The organism is Pseudomonas sp. OTU5201 (assembly GCF_038440135.1).
Taxonomy (GTDB): Bacteria; Pseudomonadota; Gammaproteobacteria; order Pseudomonadales; family Pseudomonadaceae; genus Metapseudomonas; species Metapseudomonas resinovorans.
Map to the genome: position 1 here is coordinate 106,095 of NZ_JASATC010000007.1, position 22,648 is coordinate 128,742.

General features: G+C 64.0%; 16 protein-coding genes. 10 read left to right on the plus strand and 6 right to left on the minus strand.

The window, feature by feature from the left end; all coding sequences use genetic code 11:
- Nucleotides 1-5 precede the first annotated feature (5 nt).
- From AAHM40_RS06625 to AAHM40_RS06645, 5 genes are all read left to right on the plus strand, one after another.
- Nucleotides 6-1,682, plus strand: a complete 1,677-nt coding sequence (locus AAHM40_RS06625) for an FAD-binding protein (protein WP_342243933.1) — start codon at nt 6-8, stop codon at nt 1,680-1,682.
- Nucleotides 1,679-2,437: a glucose 1-dehydrogenase gene (locus AAHM40_RS06630; RefSeq protein ID WP_342243934.1), complete on the plus strand. Its 759-nt coding sequence runs from the start codon at nt 1,679-1,681 to the stop codon at nt 2,435-2,437. The genes AAHM40_RS06625 and AAHM40_RS06630 overlap by 4 nt, the downstream gene beginning before the upstream one ends.
- Before the next feature lie 13 nt (nt 2,438-2,450).
- Entirely contained in the window at nt 2,451-3,509 is a 1,059-nt protein-coding gene (locus tag AAHM40_RS06635) for a ferredoxin--NADP reductase (protein WP_342243935.1), read from the plus strand.
- Between the two features lie 311 nt (nt 3,510-3,820).
- Nucleotides 3,821-4,594 carry an SDR family NAD(P)-dependent oxidoreductase gene (locus AAHM40_RS06640; protein ID WP_342243936.1) on the plus strand — a complete coding sequence of 258 codons (774 nt, stop codon included), beginning with the start codon at nt 3,821-3,823 and terminating at the stop codon, nt 4,592-4,594.
- A gap of 64 nt (nt 4,595-4,658) precedes the next feature.
- Nucleotides 4,659-6,233 (plus strand): FadD3 family acyl-CoA ligase, encoded by a 1,575-nt coding sequence (locus AAHM40_RS06645; RefSeq protein WP_342243937.1) that lies wholly within the window; start codon nt 4,659-4,661, stop codon nt 6,231-6,233.
- A gap of 38 nt (nt 6,234-6,271) precedes the next feature.
- Here AAHM40_RS06645 and AAHM40_RS06650 read toward each other — a convergent pair whose 3' ends face one another.
- From AAHM40_RS06650 to AAHM40_RS06670, 5 genes are all read right to left on the minus strand, one after another.
- On the minus strand, nt 6,272-6,970 hold the full coding sequence (locus tag AAHM40_RS06650; RefSeq protein WP_342243938.1) for a transglutaminase-like cysteine peptidase: 699 nt from the start codon (nt 6,968-6,970) through the stop codon (nt 6,272-6,274).
- A gap of 301 nt (nt 6,971-7,271) precedes the next feature.
- Entirely contained in the window at nt 7,272-7,571 is a 300-nt protein-coding gene (locus tag AAHM40_RS06655; protein WP_342243939.1) for a hypothetical protein, read from the minus strand.
- Between the two features lie 292 nt (nt 7,572-7,863).
- Nucleotides 7,864-9,297 carry an AdeC/AdeK/OprM family multidrug efflux complex outer membrane factor gene (gene adeC / locus AAHM40_RS06660; protein ID WP_342243940.1) on the minus strand — a complete coding sequence of 478 codons (1,434 nt, stop codon included), beginning with the start codon at nt 9,295-9,297 and terminating at the stop codon, nt 7,864-7,866.
- Nucleotides 9,294-12,428, minus strand: coding sequence for an efflux RND transporter permease subunit (locus AAHM40_RS06665; RefSeq protein ID WP_342243941.1), 3,135 nt, complete (start codon nt 12,426-12,428; stop codon nt 9,294-9,296). The genes adeC and AAHM40_RS06665 overlap by 4 nt, the downstream gene beginning before the upstream one ends.
- Nucleotides 12,429-12,439: 11 nt before the next feature.
- On the minus strand, nt 12,440-13,582 hold the full coding sequence (locus tag AAHM40_RS06670; RefSeq protein WP_342243942.1) for an efflux RND transporter periplasmic adaptor subunit: 1,143 nt from the start codon (nt 13,580-13,582) through the stop codon (nt 12,440-12,442).
- A 201-nt stretch (nt 13,583-13,783) separates the two neighbouring features.
- Here AAHM40_RS06670 and AAHM40_RS06675 point away from each other — a divergent pair, with 201 nt between their 5' ends.
- From AAHM40_RS06675 to AAHM40_RS06690, 4 genes are all read left to right on the plus strand, one after another.
- Nucleotides 13,784-14,425, plus strand: a complete 642-nt coding sequence (locus tag AAHM40_RS06675; protein WP_342243943.1) for a TetR family transcriptional regulator — start codon at nt 13,784-13,786, stop codon at nt 14,423-14,425.
- A gap of 345 nt (nt 14,426-14,770) precedes the next feature.
- Nucleotides 14,771-16,507, plus strand: a complete 1,737-nt coding sequence (locus tag AAHM40_RS06680; RefSeq protein ID WP_342243944.1) for a type I secretion system permease/ATPase — start codon at nt 14,771-14,773, stop codon at nt 16,505-16,507.
- 66 nt (nt 16,508-16,573) lie between these two features.
- Nucleotides 16,574-17,857 carry an HlyD family type I secretion periplasmic adaptor subunit gene (locus AAHM40_RS06685; RefSeq protein WP_446731542.1) on the plus strand — a complete coding sequence of 428 codons (1,284 nt, stop codon included), beginning with the start codon at nt 16,574-16,576 and terminating at the stop codon, nt 17,855-17,857.
- Nucleotide 17,858: 1 nt separating this feature from the next.
- Nucleotides 17,859-19,202, plus strand: a complete 1,344-nt coding sequence (locus AAHM40_RS06690; protein ID WP_342243946.1) for a TolC family outer membrane protein — start codon at nt 17,859-17,861, stop codon at nt 19,200-19,202.
- A 97-nt stretch (nt 19,203-19,299) separates the two neighbouring features.
- Here the strand turns inward: AAHM40_RS06690 and metR are convergent, their stop codons facing one another.
- Complete coding sequence (gene metR, locus AAHM40_RS06695; protein ID WP_342243947.1) at nt 19,300-20,217, minus strand: transcriptional regulator MetR; 918 nt, start codon at nt 20,215-20,217, stop codon at nt 19,300-19,302.
- 109 nt (nt 20,218-20,326) lie between these two features.
- On the opposite strand from metR, the gene metE reads away from it, so the two are divergent.
- Nucleotides 20,327-22,621, plus strand: a complete 2,295-nt coding sequence (gene metE / locus AAHM40_RS06700) for a 5-methyltetrahydropteroyltriglutamate--homocysteine S-methyltransferase (RefSeq protein WP_342243948.1) — start codon at nt 20,327-20,329, stop codon at nt 22,619-22,621.
- Nucleotides 22,622-22,648: the final 27 nt, after the last annotated feature.

Below are 22,648 nucleotides of genomic sequence, written 5' to 3' on the forward strand. Positions count from 1 at the left end.
GCCGCATGACCGTGATGGAGCAGAGCCCGGAAGTCCCGTTGCAGGTGGTTGACGCTGCGCAGCTCAATTGGGATGACAGTGCCGACCTGCTGGTGGTCGGTTTTGGCGGTGCTGGTGTCTGCGCTGCTCTGGAGGCGCGCGGCCAGGGAGCTTCTGTGTTGGCGTTGGATCGCTTCGCTGGCGGTGGTGCGACGGCGCGCAGCGGTGGCGTGGTCTATGCCGGCGGTGGAACTCCGCAACAGGCCGAGGCGGGGGTCAACGACTCGTCCGAGGCGATGTTCGATTACCTGTGTCAGGAAGTGGGCGACGCGGTGTCCGCCGAGACGCTACAGGACTTTTGCGAGCGCAGTAGAGACAACCTGGCCTGGCTGGAGCGGCAAGGCGCCGGCTTCCAGGGCAGCGTGCCGCCGATGAAAACCTCCTACCCGAGCGATCAGTACTTCCTCTATTACTCCGGCAACGAAGCCGTTCCGAGCTATGCCGCCACGGCCCGGCCTGCACCGCGTGGCCACCGTGCCCTGGGCTCCGGGATGTCCGGTTACAACCTGTACGCACCGCTCAAGGCCAGTGCCCTGCGCCAGGGAGTGCGTCTGCGCACTCAGTGCGAGGTACGTCGCCTGGTGCTGGATGGCACCGGTCGAGTTATCGGTGTCGAGGCCTGGGAGATTCCAGCGGGCAGCCGCGCCGCGCGACGCCATGCCCGGCTGGCGCGCTGGACCGACGCCTTGCATCCCTATGCACCGGCCCTGGCTGAACGCCTGCGGCGCAAGGTGCGTGGGCTTGAACTGGCCCATGCGGAGCGCCGGCTGATCCGCGCCCATCACGGCGTACTGCTCAGTGCCGGCGGATTCGTGTTCAACCGCGCCATGCTCACCGCCCATGCGCCGCGCTATCTCGGTGGGTTGCCACTGGGTACCAGCGGCTGCAACGGCAGCGGCATGCGTTTGGGTCACAGCGCAGGCGGTACGCTGCAGCGTATGGAAAAAGTCAGCGCCTGGCGCTTTATCAATCCTCCCCTGGCCTGGGCCAAGGGGGTGATCGTCAACGGCGCCGGGTATCGCTACTGCAACGAAGAGGTCTATGGCGCCAAGCTCGGCCACGCCATGGTGGAAGAACAGGGTGGCCGCGCGATCCTGATCATCAATCGTGCGTTGTTCCGCGAGGCGTTCGCGCAGATCGGCCCAGGCAAGGTCTGGTCTTTCCAGCGCCTGCCGGCTCTGCTCAACCTGCTGTTCAATGCCAAGCGCGGCAACAGCGTCGGCCAGTTGGCCGCACGGATCGGTCTGCCCCGCGAAGCCCTGGAGCAGACGCTGGCGGACTACGGTGATGCCGCTCGTGGCCTGCGCGAGGATGCCTTGGGCAAGTCGCGCGGTTTTCTCGCGTCGCTGGACGAGGGGCCTTGGTATGCCCTGGACCTGTCCTTCACCAGCACGCTCTATCCCTGTCCGGTGATCACCCTGGGCGGCCTTGCTGTTTGCGAGCGCAGCGGCCAGGTGCTGGACCGCGACGGTCAGGCGGTCCCTGGCCTGTTCAGTGCCGGCCGCAACGCGGTTGGCGTTGCTTCCAACTTCTACGTATCCGGTCTGTCCCTCGCTGACTGCGTTTACTCGGGGCGCCGTGTTGGCGCTCACGTGGCCGGTCTGGTTCGGGCGGCCGAAGCTTTCCAAGGAGAACAACAATGAAACGAGTTGAAGGCAAAGTCTGCATTGTCACCGGCGCTGCCAGCGGGGCTGGGCGCGAGGACGCACTGCTGTTGGCCAGTGAAGGGGCGAAGGTGGTGCTCACCGACCTCAATGATGAGGCCGGTCGCCAGGTCGCCGCTGAGATTGGCGAGAACGCACTGTTTATCCGCCAGGATATTTCCAGCGAAGCCGACTGGCAGAACGTCATCAGGCTCACCCTGGAAACTTTTGGCCGTCTCGATGTGCTGGTGAACAACGCCGGCATTCTGGCCGTGGCCAGCATCGAAGACACCAGCCTGGAGCTCTGGCAAAAGATCCAGCGGATCAACAGCGACGGCTATTTCCTCGGCTGCAAGCACGCCATCGCGGCGATGAAAGACAGCGGCGGCGGCTCCATCATCAATATGTCCTCGGTGGCGGCGCTGGGCGGAATGCCGGCCTTCTGCGCCTACTCCGCCTCCAAAGGGGCCGTGGCAGCGCTGACCCGCTCGGTGGCGCTGCACTGCAAGGAGCAGGGTTACCGCATCCGCTGTAACAGCGTGCACCCGGACGGTATCAACACGCCCATGACCCAGCCCCTCACCGGTCTTCAGGACGTGCCGCAGGACGTGCTGGACCAGAACCCGAAGAATCGTATGTGCGCCCCACGCGACATTGCCAACCTGGTGCTCTTCCTGGCGTCGGATGAGTCGCGGTTCATCAATGGCAGTGAACTGCGCATCGACAACGCACAGACCGTCAGCGGCCTGCTGTAACGCGGAGATGGCCATGGGCAGCGCGCAGCCTCTCGTGATCGAACCCCAACACTCCGGCGCCTTCCACCTGGAAGTGGCGGAGGTCATCGCCGAAACTCACGACAGCCGTTCTTTGGTGCTGCGGATTCCCGCAGGGCTGGAAGAACGCTTCCGCTACAAGGCGGGGCAGTACCTCGGCTTTCGCGTGATGCTCGGTGGCAAGCGGCTGACGCGTTGCTATTCCATGTCCAGCTCGCCGGATTGTGATGCCTTGCCCAAGGTCACCATCAAGCGGGTGGACGGCGGCCGGGTGTCCAACTGGTTCAACGACCAGGTGCGCCCCGGCGACTTGCTGGAGGTGCTGCCGCCGGCCGGGCATTTCCACCTGCGCTCCGGCGAGCATGACCTGGTGCTGTTCGGCGGTGGTTCGGGGATCACTCCGGTGTTCTCCATTCTCAAGTCGGCACTGAAGACCACACGGCGTCGAATCAAGCTGGTGTACGCCAATCGCGACGAGGCTTCGGTGATCTTCCGCGACGAGCTGAAGGCGCTGGTCAAGGCCCACGTGGAGCAACTGGAAGTCGTGCATGTGCTGGACTCGGTGCAGGGCTTTCTCAGCGAAGGCGAGGTGCACCAACTGGTACGCGGCCATGCTGGCGCGGAGTTCTACATCTGCGGGCCGGGGCCGTTCATGGATACCGTGGAGCGCGCGTTGCTGGCGCGAGGAGAAGCGCGCGAGCGCATTCATGTCGAACGCTTCGTCTCACCGCCCGACCCGGATGCGCAGGCGGTCATGCCGGTACCCGCCAGCGCGGCGGTGGAGCAGCTTTTGGTGGAGCTGGATGGCCTGCTCAGCCCCGTGCCGGTTCAACCCGGTGAGACTCTGTTGCAGAGCATGCGCAATGCCGGCCTCGATGCGCCCTATTCCTGCGAAGAGGGTTTCTGCGGTGCCTGCATGTGCAAGGTGGAGGAGGGTGAGGTGGTGCTCTCCCGCAACGATATCCTCAGCCCCGCCGAACTGGCCGAAGGCTGGACCCTGGCGTGCCAGGGCCGCCCAGGCAGTGCGCGGCTGAAACTGAAGTTTCCGGGGTGACAGCCGGAGGCTGCCGCCCTCGCGGGTGGCATTGAGCGTGTATGTCTGTGCCTTTACGCCCGGCTTCGGCCGGGTTTTTTCTTTATGCGGCATTGGGTGGTTGGCTTGATGCCAATCCTGTTGGGTCTGAACCGGGAGCGTGGTCTTGTGGGGGGCGATTTCAATCGCCATGCGGACTGGAGGTTCGTCCCCACATTGATCCGTGTGAAGCCGACGTTGTGGGTGTAGTCCCAACGGACGATCATCCACCGGACCGGCTTCTGTAGACTTCGCTGAAAAAACCATTCCAAGAACAAGCAATGAGGTTTCCCATGGCACGTCTGTCTAGCAAGGTCGCGGTCATCACTGGCGCCGCATCGGGTATTGGTCTGGCTTGCGTCCGGCGCTTCGTTGCCGAGGGCGCGCAGGTAGTCGGACTGGACATGGGGGAGCCCCGTGCAGATGTTGCTGCGAGCCTGGAGGGATTGATCCCGGCACCACTGTTCATGGCCCTGGATGTACGTGACGAGGCGCGCGTGCAGGCCGTGATGGAAGAGGTGGTGCGCCGCTTCGGGCGTATCGATGCGCTGGTCAACGCCGCAGGGGTTGCCAGCCAGGGCAACATCACCAGCGCACCCACCAGTGAATGGCAGCGGGTGCTGGACATCAACCTGACCGGCAGCATGCTCACCAGCAAGTACGCCCTGGTGCCGATGCTGGCGCAAAAGAGCGGCTCCATCGTCAACGTTGGCTCGATCTTCGGTGAGCAGGGCTGCGACAACAACACCGCCTACAACGTCTCCAAGGGCGGCATCAGCCAGCTCACCCGTTCCCTGGCTATCGACTACGGCCATGCCAACATCCGTGTCAACGGCCTTTGCCCGGGGCTGATCGACACCCCCATGACCCAGATGGTCAAGGAGCAGGAGGCCTTCCACGCTTTCTTCGCCTCCCAGCACATGCTGTGCCGCGCGGGGCGTCCGGAGGAGGTGGCCAATGTCGCGCTGTTCCTCGCCTCGGACGATGCTTCCTTTGTCAGCGGGCAGATGATCGGCGTCGACGGCGGCTTCTCCGCCGGTCGCCGCTTCGCACCGCCACAAGCCTGATTTCTTTGCCTTCACCACGGCCGGGGTTACCCGGCCGCTGTCCCGTCGCGCCCGAGAAAAGCCCATGCCAAACCTGGAAAGCGCCCTGACCATTCCTGAACTGCTGGCCGCTGCTGCAACGCGCTACGGCGAGTCCATGGCCATCGAGGACGACTGCACCCGCATCAGCTATCACCGGCTCGACCAGCTGCGCCGTCAGGCCGCGCGCGCCTTGTTGGCGCTGGAGGTGCAGTCCGGTGAGCGAGTGGCGATCTGGGCCCCGAACATCCACGAATGGATAGTCGCCGCCATCGCCCTGCAGAGCGTAGGGGCGGTACTGGTGCCGCTGAACACGCGGATGAAGGGCGCCGAGGCGGGTTTCATCCTGCGTGAGAGCGGCGCCAGTCTGCTGTTCGTGATCGGAGAGTTCCTCGGCACGGACTACCCGGCATTGCTGGCCGGTGAGGCGCTGCCGGCGTTGCGTACGCGGGTCTGCCTGCGTGGCATGGCGGAGGGCTGCCTGGGCTGGGACGTCTTCATGACACTCGCCGAGGAGGTTTCTCCGGCGGAATTGGCGGTGCGCGAAAGCCAGATTGGCCAGCACAGCCTGTCCGACCTGCTGTTCACCTCAGGCACCACCGGCAAACCCAAGGGCGTGATGACGGGGCATGGCCAGAACCTGCGTATCGTCCGTGACTGGAGCGCGATGGTCGGTTTGCGTCCCGGTGATCGCTACCTGATCGTGAATCCGTTCTTCCACAGCTTCGGCTACAAGGCCGGCTGGCTGGCGGCGTTGATGCGTGGCTGCTGCATCCTGCCGCAGCAAGTGTTCGACGTGCCGGCAATGTTGGAGCGCATTGCTCGCGAACGGGTCAGCGTCCTGCCCGGCCCGCCGACGTTGTACCAGTCGATCCTGGCTTTCCCCGAGCGTGAGCGTTATGACCTGTCCAGCCTGCGGGTAGCGGTGACCGGCGCTGCCTCGGTGCCGGTGGAGATGGTACGGCGCATGGGGCGCGAGCTGGGTTTCGAAACCATCGTCACCGCCTATGGCCTGACCGAAGCCTGTGGTTTCGTCACGATCTGCCGGCCGGGGGACTCCGCGGAACGGGTGGCTACTACCTCGGGCCGCGCCTTTCCGGATGTGGAGGTGCGCTGCGTGGATGGCACCGGCCAGCCCGTGCTACCGGGACAACCGGGGGAATTGCTGGTACGGGGCTACAACCTGATGCAGGGCTACTTCAACGACCCGGAGGCGACGGCCGAAGCCATCGATGCCGAGGGTTGGCTGCACACCGGGGATATCGGGGTACTGGACGAGGACGGCTACCTGCGGATCACCGACCGCATCAAGGACATGTTCATCACGGGTGGCTTCAACGTGTACCCGGCGGAGATCGAGCAAGTCATCCTGCGTTATCCGGGCATCGCGCAGGCAGCGGTGATCGGTATCCCCGACGAACGCCTGGGGGAAGTGGCCATGGCTTTCCTGCTGCCGGCTGCCGGGCAGCATGTGGATACCTGTGACTTCCTCGCCTGGTGCCGCGAGCAGATGGCCAACTACAAGGTGCCGCGCCGCGCGCAGGTGGTGGAAGCCATGCCGCTGAACGCGGCGGGCAAGGTCACCAAGGATGCGTTACGCAGGATGGTGGAAGTCAGTTGAGTTCGTCCTGACCAGGAAGGATGCCGAGGCCACACGGCTCAGAGCGTGAAGCCTTCCTTCTCCATTCGCGCCAGCAAGCCTTGCCAGAACGGCAGTTCGGTGGTGCTGCCGACGCGTCTGATCGCCCGGCCATTCATCGCGTAGAGGCCTTGGGTGTCGAAGGCGTAGCGCAAGGCCAGGTCCCTGCGGCGGGAGGCGGGGAGGATGTCGTCGACCAGGTTGTCTAGCACCAGGGGCTCGGCATCAGGGGTTTCGTAGTAGGTCACCACCATATGCGCCTGGTTCAGCTCCAGCGCGCGTGCGTAGGTGATGCGCAGCTTGTCCGGGGCGACGCCCAGCTGCAGCAGGGTGAAGTACTTGGCGAGGGCGAAGTCCTCGCAGTCGCCCGCGCCCTTGGCCAGGGTTTCCACGGGAGTCGCCCAGTAGTCGCGGCGCTGCCAGAGTGCAGTGTCGTCGCTGAAGCGTACTTGGCGGTTGATCTCGCGGTTGACCGCTTGCAGTTGTTGCCGCTCGGTCAATCGACGTCCGCTTTCCAGCAGGTCGTGCCAGGCCTGGAGACGGTCTTTGGCCGGGCCGCTGCGGCCGTAGCGTTTTTCCGCCTTGCGCAGTACTGGATCGACGCTCCAGGCGGCGCTCGCATCGCCAGTGCCGAGCAGCAGGCTGCAGCTGAAAAGGGCGAATGCCAGCAATTGCCAGGAAAGGGGTACGCCGAAGCGGCGTGAGACGGGCTTCTGCAACGGGTTGACTCTCCAGTGGAAAGCGGCCGGAGCCGGGTTCAGCGGTGGATCAATCCGTTGAGCGAATCACCGGCAAAGGAAATACCCTCCGCCAGTTCGAGGATGTGGGAACACTAGGGTCAGTACATGTGACGCTGCAAGCAGCAGGAGACGCACGGCAGAGGTGCCGGAGTCCCGCGAGCGGCTCAATGGCTCTGGGGCGAGGTCCGGCGGTTCTGGCCGGTTGTCGGAAACTTCGCTAACGGTCTGCCCGGCGGGCGCGTAGGTTTGGGCGCGCACCCGACGGGCGGTCATTACGGGGTTACTTCCCGTACTCGACCCTCTGTTGGTGGATCAACGACTGATACTTCGGCGTTTGTCGCCCATCGGAACGCATGCCTTCATCCTCATAAGATTGGCCAGCCGCGGTTGGCTGTTCCTCGACCATCCGCGTAAAGCTCTCGCTGGAATCCTCCCTCATCTGCAGCAGTTGCTGGTTGCGTATCCGGTACTCGTCCAGGCGGTCGCTTCCATTCTCCGCGAGGACCGTACCCGGTCCCGTTGTCACCGCCAGGGCCAGAAAAAGGCCGCTGAGGGTGGTCGTGCTGAATGTCGATTTCATCGTCGTTTCCTCTTGTTGCCCACTCGCCTCCCCACGAGTTGGATGAACAGGATCGGCCATTGTTACAGCCCGTGGCGGTGGCCTGACCGATGGCAAGGAAATGGACCGGCGGACACAGGCAAGCCAATGAATGGCATGGAGTTTTCCGAGTTTCATGCCCGTTTTGAGTGCCCTGTTGCAGGGCATCGGGGTGCTTGCGGCAGGCTGCGATGGGCGGAAAAAGTACGCCCCCGCCAAGACTGGCGAGGGCGCCGCGTGGATTCCTCGTCCCTGAGGATAGGGGAGTCGCGGATCAAGCGTTAGGGGAGCTTTCTCCCTGTTCTTTCCAGCCGCCGCCGAGGGCCTTGTACAGGTTCACTTCGCTGGCGAGCTGGTTGAGGCGGTCACCGATCAGTTGCTGGCGGGCGCTGAACAGCTGGCGCTGGGCGTCCAGCAGGGTCAGGTAGCTGTCGACGCCGGTGCGGTAGCGACGCTCGGCGAGGCGGTAGTACTCCTCGGTGGTTTTTACCAGGGCGCGCTGCGCGCCGAGCTGTTGTTGGTAGGTCGTGCGCGCTGCGAGGCCATCGGAAACTTCCTGGAAGGCCAGTTGGATGGCTTTCTCGTATTGCGCCACCTGGACGTCTTTCTGCAGCTCGGTGTAGTCGAGGTTTGCCTTCAGACGACCGGCGTTGAAGATTGGCAGGCTGATGCTCGGCTGGAATAGCCAGCTGCCGGAGCCGGCGTCGAACAGCCCGGAGAGCTCGTTGCTCATGCTGCCGGCGTTGGCGGTCAGGCTGACGCTGGGGAAGAAGGCCGCGCGCGCCGCACCGATATTGGCGTTGGCTGCCTTCAGCTGGTGTTCCGCCTGGACCACGTCCGGCCGACGCTGCAGCAAGTCGGACGGCAGGCCCGGCGGTACTTCAGCGAGCAGGTCCGCGTCCAGCGCCAGGCCCTTGGGCAGGTCCGCCGGCAAGCCGGTGCCCACCAGTTGCGCCAGGGCATTGCGGTCCTGGGCCACCAGACGGGTGTACTGCGCCAGGCTGACTTGGGCACTTTCCACGGCGGTTCGCGCCTGGCTCAGGGCCAGTGCGTCGGCAACTCCTACGTCGAAGCTGCGCTGGGTAAGGGCGTAGCTTTCCTGGTAGGCCTTGAGGGTGTCCCGGGTCAGTTGCAGCAGGGCCTGGTCGGCTTGCCAGTCGAGATAGGCGGTGGCCACCGAGGCCACCAGGCTTATCTGGGTGCTGCGACGCGCCTGCTCTGTGGCGAAATACTGTTCCAGGGACTGTTCGTTCAGGCTGCGCAGGCGGCCGAAGAAGTCCAGCTCCCAAGCGCTGGTGCCGAGGGTGGCGCTGTACTGGCCGCTGGTGGTGGCCTGGCCACTTTCGCTCAGGGAGCCGGGGAGGCGCTGGCGAGTACCGGTGCCGTCGGCCGAAACGCTGGGAAACAGCTCCGAACGCTGGATGCGGTAGAGCGCGCGGTAGGCCTCGACGTTCAGCGCGGCGGTGCGCAGGTCACGGTTGTTGTCCAGGGCGAGCTGCACCAGTTGCTGCAGCGCCGGGTCCTGGAAGAAGTCGCGCCAGTCGAGGTCGGCAGCGACGGTGCTTACCTGGGCCTCGCCTTGGCTGTACGCCTCGCCCTGGGGCCAGGCGTTGTCCACTGGCGCTTCTGGGCGCTGGTAGTCGGGGATCATGGAGCAGCCACCGAGCAGGGTCGCGGCGATGGCCAGGGAAATCAGGGAACGCCTCACTGCAGGGCCTCCTTCTTGATCGCGGCCTTGCTCGCCTTGTCTTTGAACAGCGAGCAGACCAGCACGTAGAACAGCGGCACCCAGAAGATGGCCAGGACGGTGGCGGTGAACATGCCGCCGATCACGCCGGTACCAATGGCGTGCTGGCTGCCGGAGCCGGCGCCGTTGGAGATGGCCAGAGGCACCACGCCGAGGATGAACGCCAGCGAGGTCATGATGATCGGGCGCAGGCGCATACGGCAGGCTTCCACGGCGGCGTCGAACAGGCTCTTGCCCTGCTCGTGCAACTCCTTGGCGAACTCGACGATGAGGATCGCGTTCTTCGCCGAGAGACCGATCGTGGTGAGCAGGCCGACCTGGAAGAACACGTCGTTGGACAGGCCGCGCATGCTGGTGAACATCAGCGCGCCGATTACACCCAGCGGAACCACCAGCATCACCGAGAACGGAATCGACCAGCTCTCATACAGGGCCGCCAGGCAGAGGAACACCACCAGTAGCGACAGTGCGTAGAGGGCCGGGGCCTGGGAGCCGGACAGGCGCTCCTCGTAGGAGAGGCCGGTCCAGGAGTAGCCAATGCCCGCCGGCAGTTGCTTGGCGATCTCTTCCACGGCAGCCATGGCTTCACCCGAGCTGTGGCCCGGAGCCGCCTCGCCGAGGATTTCCACCGCCGGCACGCCGTTGTAGCGGGCAAGCTTGGGTGCCCCGTAGGTCCATTCGCCGCTGGCAAAGGCACTGAACGGCACCATCTGGCCCTGGTCGTTGCGTACGTACCACTTGTTCAGGTCTTCCGGGTTCATCCGCGCTTCGGGTTCACCTTGCAGGTAAACCTTCTTCACCCGACCACGGTCGATGAAGTCGTTGACGTAGCTGGCACCCCAGGCAATGGACACGGTGTTGTTGATGTCGGCCAGGGAGAGGCCGTGGGCGCGGGCCTTCTCGTCGTCGATCAGCAACTGGTACTGGGGCTCGTCGCGCAGGCCGTTGGCACGTACGCGGTTAAGCACCGGGTTCTTCGCCGCCAGTTCGAGGAACTGGTCGCGGGCGGCGTTCAGCGCTTCATGGCCGACACCTGCGCGGTCTTGCAGGAAGAAGTTGAAACCGGTGGCGTTACCCAGTTCCATCACTGCCGGCGGGGCAAAGGCGAAGACCATCGCGTCGCGGAAGCTGAAGAAGTGCTGCTGCGCGCGCTGGGCGAGGTCAAATACGCTCTGGCCTTCCGCGGTGCGCTCTTCCCACGGCTTGAGCATGATGAAAGCCATGCCCGAGCTCTGGCCGCGACCGGCGAAGTTGAATCCGGTCACGGTGAACACGGATTTCACGGTGTCCTTCTCATTCTCCAGCAGGTACTCGCGCATCTGGTCCACGACCACCTGGGTACGCTCGGCGCTGGCGCCGGACGGGGTCTGCACTTGGGCGAAGAGCACGCCCTGGTCCTCTTCGGGGAGGAAGGCGGTGGGAATGCGGGTGAACAGCCAGCCCATGGCGATGAGGATCACCACGTAGAGCAGCAGGTAGGGCGCCTTGCGCTTGAGGATGCCGCGCACGCCACGCTCGTAGCTTTGTACGCTGCGGTCGAAGGTGCGGTTGAACCAGCCGAAGAAGCCGCGCTTCTCGTGGTGGCCCTTGGAGATCGGCTTGAGCAGGGTGGCGCACAGGGCCGGGGTGAAGATCAGCGCTACCAGCACCGACAGGGCCATGGCCGAGACGATGGTGATGGAGAATTGCTTGTAGATCACGCCGGTGGAGCCGCCGAAAAAGGCCATCGGCAGGAACACCGCCGAGAGCACCAGGGCAATGCCTACCAGCGCGCCCTGGATCTGACCCATGGATTTGCGGGTGGCTTCCAGCGGTGACAGGCCTTCCTCGGCCATTACCCGTTCGACGTTTTCCACCACCACGATCGCATCGTCCACCAGCAAGCCGATGGCGAGCACCATGGCGAACATGGTCAGGGTGTTGATGGTGAAACCGAACATCGCCAACACGCCGAAGGTGCCGAGCAGCACCACCGGCACCGCGAGGGTCGGGATGATGGTGGCGCGGAAGTTCTGCAGGAACAGGAACATCACCAGGAACACCAGGACGATGGCTTCGCCCAGGGTATGGATAACGCCTTCGATGGAGGCGGAAACCACCGGGGTGGTGTCGTAGGGGAACACCACTTTCATCCCGGCCGGCATGAAGGGCTCCAGCTCGGAGATGGTGGCGCGGATCGCCTTGGCGGTGTCCAGCGCGTTGGCGCCGGTAGCCAGCTTGATGGCCATGCCGGAGGCGGGCTTGCCGTTGAACTGGGCGCTGATGCTGTAGTTCTCGCCGCCCAGCTCGATCTTTGCCACGTCCTGCAGGCGCACCTGGGAGCCGTCGCGGTTCACCTTCAGCAGGATGTTGCCGAACTGCTCGGGAGTCTGCAGGCGGGTCTTGCCGATGATGGTGGCGTTCAGCTGGGTTCCCGGGGAGGCGGGCAGGCCGCCGAGCTGGCCGGAGGAGATCTGCACGTTCTGCGCCTGGATGGCGGTCTTCACGTCCACCGGGGTCAACTGGTAGTTGTTCAGCCGTGCCGGGTCCAGCCAGATGCGCATGGCGTACTGGGCACCGAACACCTGGAAGTCGCCCACACCCTTGGTCCGAGAGATCGGGTCCTGGATGTTGGAGACGATGTAGTTGGCCAGGTCGTTCTTGTCCATGCTGCCGTCTTCGGAGACGACGCCGATGACCAGCAGGAAGTTCTTCACCGCCTTGGTCACGCGGATACCCTGTTGCTGCACTTCTTGCGGCAGCAGCGGGGTGGCCAGCTGGAGCTTGTTCTGGACCTGCACCTGGGCGATGTCAGGGTTGGTGCCCTGCTCGAAGGTGGCGGTGATGCTCATGCTGCCGTCGGAGTTGCTCTCCGAGGAGATGTAGCGCAAGCCGTCGATGCCATTGAGCTGCTGCTCGATGATCTGCACCACGGTGTCCTGCACCGTCTGCGCCGAGGCACCGGGGTAGCTGACCTGGATGCCCACCGCAGGCGCGGCGATGCTGGGGTACTGGTTGATCGGCAACTTGAGGATCGACAGGGCGCCGGCGAGCATGATCACCAGCGCGATCACCCAGGCGAAGATCGGGCGATCGATGAAGAATCTCGACATCTATGGGCTCCTCAGTGGCTCTTGGCCAGGTTGTCGCCCGCGGGCTGCTGGGCAGCCACATTGGTCGCCGGCGCGGCATTCACTTCCACGCCCGGGCGCACGAACTGCAGGCCTTCGGTGATCAGGCGGTCGCCCGGGTTCAGGCCTTCGCTGACCAGCCAGCGGTCACCGACCGTGCGCTCTGCTTTCAGTTGGCGCAGTTCGACCTTGTTCTCGGCGTTCACCACCAGCGCGGTGGCCTGGCCCTTGAGGTCGCGGGTCACGCCTTGCTGCGGCGCAAGGATGGCTTGCTGCTTCACCGCCGAGCCCAGGCGGGCGTGGACGAACATGCCGGGCAGCAGGGTGTGTTCCGGGTTGGGGAAGACCGCGCGCAGGGTCACCGAACCGGTGCCTTCGTCCACCGAGACTTCGGAGAACTCCAGGCTGCCCTTGTGCGGGTACTCGCTGCCGTCTTCGAGCAGCAATGAAACCTTTGCGCCATTGCCCCCGGTCTTCTCCAGCTGACCTTCAGCCATCTCCCGCCGCAGGCGCAGGAGGTCCTTGGTGGACTGGGTGACGTCAACGTAGATCGGGTCGAGCTGCTGGATGGTGGCCATGGCCAGTGTCTGGCCGTTATTCACCAGGGCACCTTCGGTGACCGTCGAGCGGCCGACGCGTCCGGAAATCGGTGCCAGCACCTTGGTGTAGCGCAGGTCGATCTTCGCTTTCTCCAGTGCGGCCTCGGCCTGCAGGCGGGCAGCCTGGGATTCGTCATAGGCCTGCTTGCTCACGGCCTGGTCGCTGACCAGATCCTTGTAGCGATCCGCCAGGGATTGCGCCGACGCCAGGCTGGCCTGGGCGCTTTTGTAAGTGGCGGAGTAGACGGACGGGTCAATCTGGTAGAGCTGCTGCCCGGCCTTGACCTCGCTGCCTTCGGCGAACAGGCGCTTCTGGATGATGCCGTCCACCTGCGGACGCACTTCGGCAATGCGGAATGCTGCGGTGCGGCCGGGGAGTTCGGTGGTCAGGGTGAAGCTCTGGGGCTGAAGGGTGACGACGCCAACCTTGGGCGTCTGGGCGGGCGGGGGAGCCGAGGCTTCCTGGCAGCCGGTCAGGGCGAGCGTGGCCAGAGCGATGGTGGAAACCAAGGCGGCAAAGGCTGGCTTCATGGGCATCTGAAGGGACCTCATTGTTTCTGGGATGCGGCCCTGGGGGAGGCCGGGCGCAAGGCGGGTTCTGGATTCTTACAGAGGTGTACGAATATACTTACATGCGTGAATGTTTGTAAATCGAATCTTCCGGAGCCGGTGTCAGAAAATATTTCGGCGGAACGATGATTTTTCCTTTGTCAGCAATCAGATAGGTCACAGCGGCAAATGGCCAGACGCACCAAAGAGGAAGCTGAAGAAACCCGCGTGCAGATACTCGACGCCACCGAGCGGGTATTTCACGAGAAGGGGGTTTCCCGCGCCTCGCTGGCTGAGATTGCTGCTGCAGCCGGAGTGAGCCGCGGTGCCATCTATTGGCACTTCGAGAACAAGAACGACCTGTTCCAGGCCATGCTCGAACGCATCCACACGCCTCTGGAGCAACTCGCTCGCGCCAGTGAGAGCGAAGACGAACCCGACCCCCTGGGGCGCATGCACCAGTTGCTGGTGCGTTTGCTCAAGCGCTTGGAGCTGGACCCGCAGAGCCGGCGCATCCACGAGATCCTCCGCTTCAAGGTGGAGTACTCCGAGGAACTGGGCGACCTTCGCCAGCAGATGCAGGACCTCAGCGCCGAGTGCGACGAGCGCATCGCCAAGGCATTGCGTAACGCGGTCAGCCGTGGACAGTTGCCCAGGGACCTGGACTGCCGCCGTGCCGCTGTCAGCGTGCATGCCTATATGGAGGGCATCCAGACCAACTGGCTGTTGGTGCCCCATGGCTATTCCCTGGCGGATGAGGCGGAAAGCCTGGTTAACAGCCTGATGGACATGCTGACTTTCAGCCCGGCGCTGCGCACCAGAAGCGCCTGAAACGCCGCTTTCCACCTCGTGTGTCATTAATCCGGCGCCAGTTTCGTCTTCCCGGTGCCTTCCGCCCCCCATCCAGATTGCCCAAAAAAGTGGGTTAAGCCGCTCTAGAACGGGTCTTCCACCCTTGATGAGAAGCACTCTCGCTCGAGTCCCCCATGTCGTCGGTCGGGGTTAACCCCGCAGCCGTCCGGCAGGCGGGGTTCGAGGCTGGCGGTGCGTCAGAGTCTTGGCTAAGGATGTGTATAGGCTTCTGTGGGGGCAGCGCCGTTTCGCTCCAGGGGCTCGAACTATAAGAAGGCGGCCGGACCATGGCCTAACCCATCACTCAGCCAGTGGATCGCCGAGATGAAGAATTTCTCGCAGCCCCGTACCGAGTTGTCCGAAGCCCTGAACCGCCTGCGCCGCACGTTCTATGTCGTTGGCGGTTTCAGCGGGGTTATCAACCTGATGATGCTGGCGCCCGCCCTCTACATGCTGCAGGTCTACGACCGCGTGCTGGCGAGCAGCAACGTCACCACTCTGTTGATGCTGACGGTCCTGATGCTTGGGCTCTACGTGCTCATGTCTTTGCTGGAGGTGGTGCGCTCGACCGTGCTGATCCGCCTTGGCAACCGACTGGACATGAGCCTGAACAAGCGCATCTTCAACGCTTCCTTCGAACGCAACCTGCGCCGCGCTGGCGGCAATCCGGCCCAGGCCCTGCAGGATCTGTCCCAGGTCCGCCAGTTCCTCACCGGCAACGGCTTGTTCGCCTTCTTCGACGCCCCCTGGACACCTATCTATCTGCTGGTGATCTTCCTCGTGCACCCGCTGCTGGGCATTATCACGCTGGTCGGTTCGGCCATCCTGTTCGGCCTGGCCCTGCTCACCGAGGTAATAACCCGTGGCCCGCTGATGGAGGCCAACCAGGCGGCGATGGCGTCTGGCTCCTTCGCCAACAACAACCTGCGCAACACCGAAGTGATCGAAGCCATGGGGATGTTGCCAGCGATTCGCGAACGCTGGTACGGCAACCATCAACGCATCCTCGAGAAACAGACCCTGGCCTCTGACCGCGCTGCCTACATCAACGGCGCCAGCCGTTTCGTGCGGATCACCCTGCAATCGCTGATCCTCGGCGCTGGCGCGTTGCTGGCAATCAAGGGTGAGATCACGGCAGGCATGATGATTGCCAGTTCGGTCCTAAGCGGTCGTGCCATGGCGCCGGTGGAGCAGGCCATCGGGGTCTGGAAGCAATTGCTGTCTGCCCGCACTTCCTGGGAGCGCCTGTCCAAGCTGCTGCAGGACTTCCCCGCACGCAAGGACGCCATGGCGCTGCCCAAGCCCCAGGGCGCGCTGTCAGTGGAGCAGGCCATGTCGGCGGCTCCTGGCGGCGTATCGACCATCTTGCGTGGGATCAATTTCAGCCTTTCGCCTGGTGAGGCCTTGGGCATCATCGGGCCTTCGGCTGCTGGAAAGTCCACCCTGGCCCGCCTGCTGGTGGGTGTCTGGCCGGCGCAGTCGGGCAAGGTGCGTCTGGACGGTGCTGACATCTACCAATGGAACAAGGAAGAACTGGGGCCCTGGATCGGTTATCTGCCGCAGGACGTGGAGCTGTTCGAGGGCACGATTGCCGACAACATCGCCCGCTTTGGCGAGCTGAACAGCGAAGAAGTGATCCTCGCGGCCAAGCGTGCCGGGGTGCACGAGATGATCCTGCGCTTCGAGAAGGGCTACGACACTCCGCTGGGGGTAGATGGCAGCCCGCTGTCCGGTGGGCAGAAACAGCGCATCGCCCTGGCCCGTGCCATCTATGGCGACCCTTCGATGATCGTGCTCGACGAGCCCAACGCCAACCTCGACGACCTGGGCGAGGCGGCGCTGGTGGAAGCCATCCTCGACCTGAAGAAGCGCGGCAAGACACTGATCCTGATTTCCCACCGCCCCAGCGTGCTCAGCACGGTGGACAAGGTCCTGCTGCTGCGCGATGGCGGCATGCAGTTGTTCGGTCCTCGCGACGAGGTGTTCGCAGCGCTGCGCCAGGCCAGCGTCATGCCCTCTGTGGGCACGCCCAACCTGGCCTCGATGCGGGCAAAGGAGTAATCGATCATGCAAGCGGCAAGCGAAAGCAAGGCCCTGGTACGGGTCGAACAACCGATACAGGTGGACATGGATGACACCCGCCCGGCCCGTTGGGGCGTCTGGATGGTGCTGGCTGGCTTCGGCGGCTTCCTGGTCTGGGCCGTGCTGGCTCCCCTGGATGCTGGCGTAGTGGCCAATGCCACGGTCAACGTCACCAACGCCCGCAAGACCGTCCAGCACCTCACAGGAGGCACGGTGGACTCCATCCTGGTACGCGAGGGCGACAAGGTGCGCGCCGGTCAGGAGTTGGTGCGCCTGGACCCGACCCAGGCGATCGCCGAGCAGGGTGCCCTGAGCTCCCAGTACATCGTGGCCAAGACGGTGGAAGATCGCCTGTCTGCCGAGCGTGATGGCGCCGATTCGGTGACCTTCACACCGGACCTGCTGGAACGTTTTGCTGGCGACCCGCGCCTGCAGGAGGCCATAGCCTTGCAGCAACGGCTTTTTCACACCCGGCGCAAGGCCCTGTTGGGCGAGGTCAGCATCCTGCACGAGAACCTCAATGGCGCCGAAGAGCAACTCAAGGGGCTGCGGCAGGTGCAGGCGACCCGCGCCAGCCAGTCGAGCCTGTTGGGGCAGGAGTTGGAAGGTGTGCGCAGCCTGGCCGCGGAAGGCTACATCCCGCGTAACCGTATGCTTGAGCTGGAGCGCAGTGCCTCGGAACTGAACGGCTCCATGGCGCAGAACATCGCGGACATCGGCCGCACCCGGAACCAGATCGCCGAACTCAAACTGCGCATCCTCCAGCGTGAGCAGGATTTCCAGAAGGAAGTGGAGTCGCAGTTGACCGATGTACAGAAGGAAACCACGTCCTTGGGCGAACGCCTGCGTTCGGTGGACTACCAGGTGGAAAACACTGTGATCCGTTCCTCCATCGACGGCATCGTCCTGGGCCTGAATGTCGCCACCGTCGGCGGTGTCATCCAGCCCGGTGAGCGGATCATGGACGTGGTGCCGGACAAGGAACCGTTGCAGGTGGATGCCCAGGTGCCGGTACAGGCCATCGACAAGATGGTTCCTGGACTGCCGGTGGATATCACCTTCCCGGCCTTCAACCATGCACAGACACCCAACATTCCCGGTCGGGTGATGACGGTCGCGGCCGACCGTCTGGTGGACGAAGCCAGCAAACAGCCCTATTACTTGACGCAGGTGGAAGTGACCGAGGAAGGCATGAAGCTGCTCGGGCCTAACAATATCCGGGCAGGTATGCCGGCCACCGTGACCATTAAGACCGGCGAGCGCAGCCTGATGAGTTACTTGATGAAACCACTGCTGGGCCGCGTCGGAAGCGCATTCAAGGAGCAGTAAAATGAGACTCCGGAAGGCTCTAGCCGGTTTTCTCGGAGCCGTCGCCCTGCCTGCGACGGCCATGGACCTCAGCGAAGCTTGGAACGTCTACCAGAATCAGGGACCGACCTACCTGGCCTCGATACACGAACGCCAGGCCGGCCAGGAATACAAGGAACTCGGCAAGGCCGGCCTGCTGCCGAACATCAGCAGCACCGCCTACTGGAAACGGGTGGACGGGACCAGCGAACAGGACAATGTCTTCGGTAGCTCCGTGGAGAGCGACCTGGAGTACGACTCAAGGGGGGCGGTGGTGGAGTTGCGCCAACCGCTGTTCAACAAGCAGCGGATGGCGGAGTACCGCCAAGGCAAGCAACGCACCCTGTTCAGTGACGCAGTGTTCGATGCCAAGACCCAGGAATCGGCGGTCAGTCTGGCTAGCCGCTACTTCGCCGTGCTGCTGGCGCTGGAAACCATCGACCTGGCCAAGGCCAAGTTGAAGAACCTGGAGAACCAGGTGATGGCCGCCAAACGACGCTTCGAGCTGGGCGACGGGACGGTGATCGACGTCGATCAGGCGTCCGCTCGACGCGACCTCGCCCAGGCGGAGTTGATCGAAGCCGAGGACAACCTGCTGGTGGCACGGCGCCTGCTGCAGGAATTGCTCGGCGTGCTGCCGGAGCAGATGTCCACCTTGCGCACCGAGTTCCCTACGCCGCCATTGGAGCCCCCAAGCCTGCAGGACTGGATCAACGACGCACGGGCCAATAACCCGACCATCATTGCTCGAAGCCGCAGTCTGGACATCGCCGATGAAGAGGTGAGCCGGGCCAGGGCGGGGCACTGGCCGACCCTGGACTTCGTTGCGGCCTACAACGATTCGGAAAGCGATTCGGTCTCTACTCAGGATCAGACGAACAAGTACGGTTCGGTGGGCGTGGAGTTCCGCATGCCGATTTTCACCGGTGGCGCCACCAGCGCGCAGGTGCGTCAGGCGTCTGCCAACCGCGAGCTGGCCAACGACCAGTTGAACTCCAGCCGTGAGGAAGTGCTGTCGGGCACTACTCGTGAGTTTCGCGGTGTGCAGAGCGGCGAGCAGCGGGTGCGCGCACTGGAAACCGCGGTGGTGTCCAGCGAACGGGCGCAGGACTCGGCGCGCAAGGGCTTCCAGGCGGGCACCAGTACCAACCTGGACATCCTCAATGCCGAGGAGCAGGCCTTCATCGCCCGCCGTGACCTGTTGGAGGCCAAGTTGCGATACCTGCTTTCACGCCTGCGCCTGGCCGCGTCGGTGGGCTCACTGGGTGAGGACGATATCCAGCAGGCGAATGCCTACCTGGGGCCGGCACTTCCGATGCGACCGTGATGGTGCGACTGGCGAGGTGACACAGGATTGGCTCACCCTTGTCGGCGCGAATCACCCTTCTGCCTTTCCGGGGCGCAGGGCGGGGTTGAGGGTTCGTTCACCGCGCAGCACATACTCCTTCAAGGGTGGCAAACGACGTGTCCTTGGCCGTCAGCAGGAAGTCGCGCATGAAAGGCGCATCGAGCATGTCGGCCCGGATCGCCGCGAACAGGGTGCAGTACAGGCCTTTCTCACCCAGACGCTTGGCGGTGACGTAGCCGCGCGAGCTGTACTCGTGCAAGGCCCAGTTGGGCAGGCAGCAGACGCCGCGGCCGCTGGCGACCAACTGCATCATCATCACCGTGAGTTCCGAGGTGCGCACCTGGGCGGGCTCTACGTCGGCCGGTTCGAGGAAGCGGGTGAAGATATCCAGGCGGTCGCGTTCCACCGGGTAGGTAATCAGGGTCTGGCTGGAGAGGTCATCGGGAACGATGAACGGCTTGCTTGCCAGAGCGTGCTGGTTGTCGATCGCCAGCAGGGCCTCGTAGGTGAAGAGCGGTACATAGGTGATGCCGGCGAGGTCGATGGGGTCGGACGTCACCACCAGATCCAGGTCCCCTCGGGCCAGGGCGGGCAGGGGGGCGAAGGAGAAGCCTGAGGCGAGGTCCAGCTCCACCTCGGGCCAGGCATCGCGAAACTGGTCGATGGTCGGCATCAGCCACTGGAAGCAGCTATGGCACTCGATGGCCATGTGCAGACGGCCTGCGGTGCCACCGGCGAGGCGGGCCAGATCCCGCTCGGCGCTGCGCAGTTGCGGTAGCACGCTGTCGGCCAGCTGCAACAGGCGCAGGCCGGCGCTGGTGAATCGAACGGGCTTGGTCTTGCGTACGAAGAGCTGCATGCCGAGGCGCTCTTCCAGTTCCTTGAACTGGTGGGAGAGGGCGGACTGAGTCAGGTGCAGGCGTTCTGCAGCTTCCACCAGGCTGTCGGCTTCGCGCAACGCGTGCAGGGTTTTGAGGTGGCGCAGCTCGAGCATGGCGCTCTCCATGAATAGAATTTGAGATCAACACGAATTAGTTGAGTTTGTCTCAAGTGCCAGAGGCTGTCGACAATTGGCTCCATCGTTTGCATGGAGATTCGACAACATGGCCCTGTCTCATTCCCTCGGCTTCCCGCGCATCGGCCGCGACCGTGAGCTAAAAAAAGCCCAGGAAGCCTTCTGGAAGGGCGAACTGGATGAAGCCGGCCTGCGTGCTGTCGGCCGGCAACTGCGTGCCGAACACTGGCAGTTGCAGAAGGATGCCGGCATCGAGCTGCTTCCGGTGGGTGACTTCGCCTGGTACGACCAGGTGCTGACGCATTCCCTGACCTTCGGCGTGATTCCTGAGCGCTTCCGTCCAGAGGGCGGCAACGCCAGCCTGAACACCCTGTTCGCCATGGCGCGAGGTGTCAGCAAGCCCTGCTGCGGCGGTGCTCATGCCCAGGAGATGACGAAGTGGTTCGACACCAACTACCACTACCTGGTACCGGAATTCGCCGCTGACCAGCAATTCACCCTGAGCTGGGAGCAGCTGTTCGAGGAAGTGGAAGAAGCCCACGCCTTGGGCCACGCAGTGAAACCGGTACTGATCGGCCCGCTGACCTTCCTCTGGCTGGGCAAGGCCAAGGGGGGCGAGTTCGACAAGCTGGACCTGCTGGAGCGACTGCTGCCGGTCTACGGCGAGATTCTCCAGCGCCTGGCTGCCCAGGGCGTGGAATGGGTGCAGATCGACGAACCGATCCTGGTGCTGGACTTGCCGCAGGACTGGAAGAACGCCTTCGAGCGCGCCTACAACCTGCTGCAGAGAGATCCGCTGAAGAAACTGATCGCCACCTATTTCGGCGGCCTGGAAGACAACCTCGGCCTGGCCGCCGGCCTGCCGCTGGATGGCCTGCACATCGACCTGGTGCGCGCGCCCGAGCAGTATCCGACCATCCTTGACCGCCTGCCGGCCTACAAGGTGCTGTCCCTTGGCCTAGTCAACGGCCGCAACGTCTGGCGCTGCGACCTGGATAAGGCGCTGGATGTGCTGCGCCATGCCCACGAACGCCTGGGCGACCGCCTTTGGGTGGCGCCGTCCTGTTCGCTGCTGCACAGCCCGGTCGACCTGGTTCGCGAAGACAAGCTGGATGCCGAACTGAAGAGCTGGCTGGCCTTTGCCGTGCAGAAGTGCGAGGAGGTCGCCGTACTGACCCGCGCCCTGACTGAGCCGGAAGCGCCGCAAGTGCTGCAAGCCTTGGCCGCCAGCCGTGCCGTGCAGGCCAGCCGCGCTGCCTCGCCGCGCATCCACAAGCCGGCCGTGCAGGCTCGCGTGGCGGCTCTGAAGCCGGAAGACTGCCAGCGTCCGTCGCCCTTCGCCGTGCGTCTAGCCAAACAGCGTGAGCGCCTACACCTTCCGGCGTTCCCGACCACCACCATCGGCTCCTTCCCGCAGACCCCTGCCATCCGCCTGGCGCGCCAGTCCTACAAACAAGGCAAGCTTTCCCAGACCGAATACACCGAGGCCATGCACAGCGAAATCCGCCACGCTGTGGACGTGCAGGAGAAGCTGGGCCTCGACGTTCTGGTGCATGGCGAGGCCGAGCGCAACGACATGGTCGAGTACTTCGCCGAACAGCTGGATGGCTATGTCTTCACCCGCTTCGGCTGGGTGCAGAGCTACGGTTCCCGTTGCGTAAAGCCGGCGGTGATCTTCGGTGACCTGAGTCGCCCGAAAGCCATGACCGTGGAGTGGATCAAGTATGCCCAGGGTCTGACTGCCAAGTGGATGAAGGGCATGCTGACCGGCCCGGTGACCATGCTGATGTGGTCCTTCCCGCGCGAGGATGTCTCCCGCGAGGTGCAGGCCAGGCAATTGGCGCTGGCCATCCGCGACGAAGTGGTGGACCTGGAAGAGGCCGGCATCCGCATCGTGCAGATCGACGAAGCGGCCTTCCGCGAAGGCTTGCCGCTGCGCAAGGCCGATTGGCAGGCGTACCTGGACTGGGCCACCGAGGCTTTCCGCCTGACCGCCAGTGGCGTGCAGGACGAAACCCAGATCCACACCCACATGTGCTACAGCGAGTTCAACGATGTGATCGAGTCCATCGCCGCAATGGATGCGGACGTCATCACCATCGAGACCTCGCGCTCGGATATGGAATTGCTGGATGCCTTCGAGGCATTCGCTTATCCAAACGAGATCGGGCCGGGCGTCTACGACATCCACTCGCCGCGGGTGCCGGAGAGTACCGAGATGGCCAAGCTGCTGCGCAAGGCCGCCGAGCGCATTCCTGCCGAGCGTCTCTGGGTCAACCCCGACTGCGGCCTTAAGACCCGTGGCTGGCCGGAAACCGAAGCGGCGCTGGTGAACATGGTCGCGGCCGCGCGGCAGTTGCGGGCGGAGTTCAACTGCCGTTGAGGGGGGGGCTTCCTGCCCCTCTTCGCA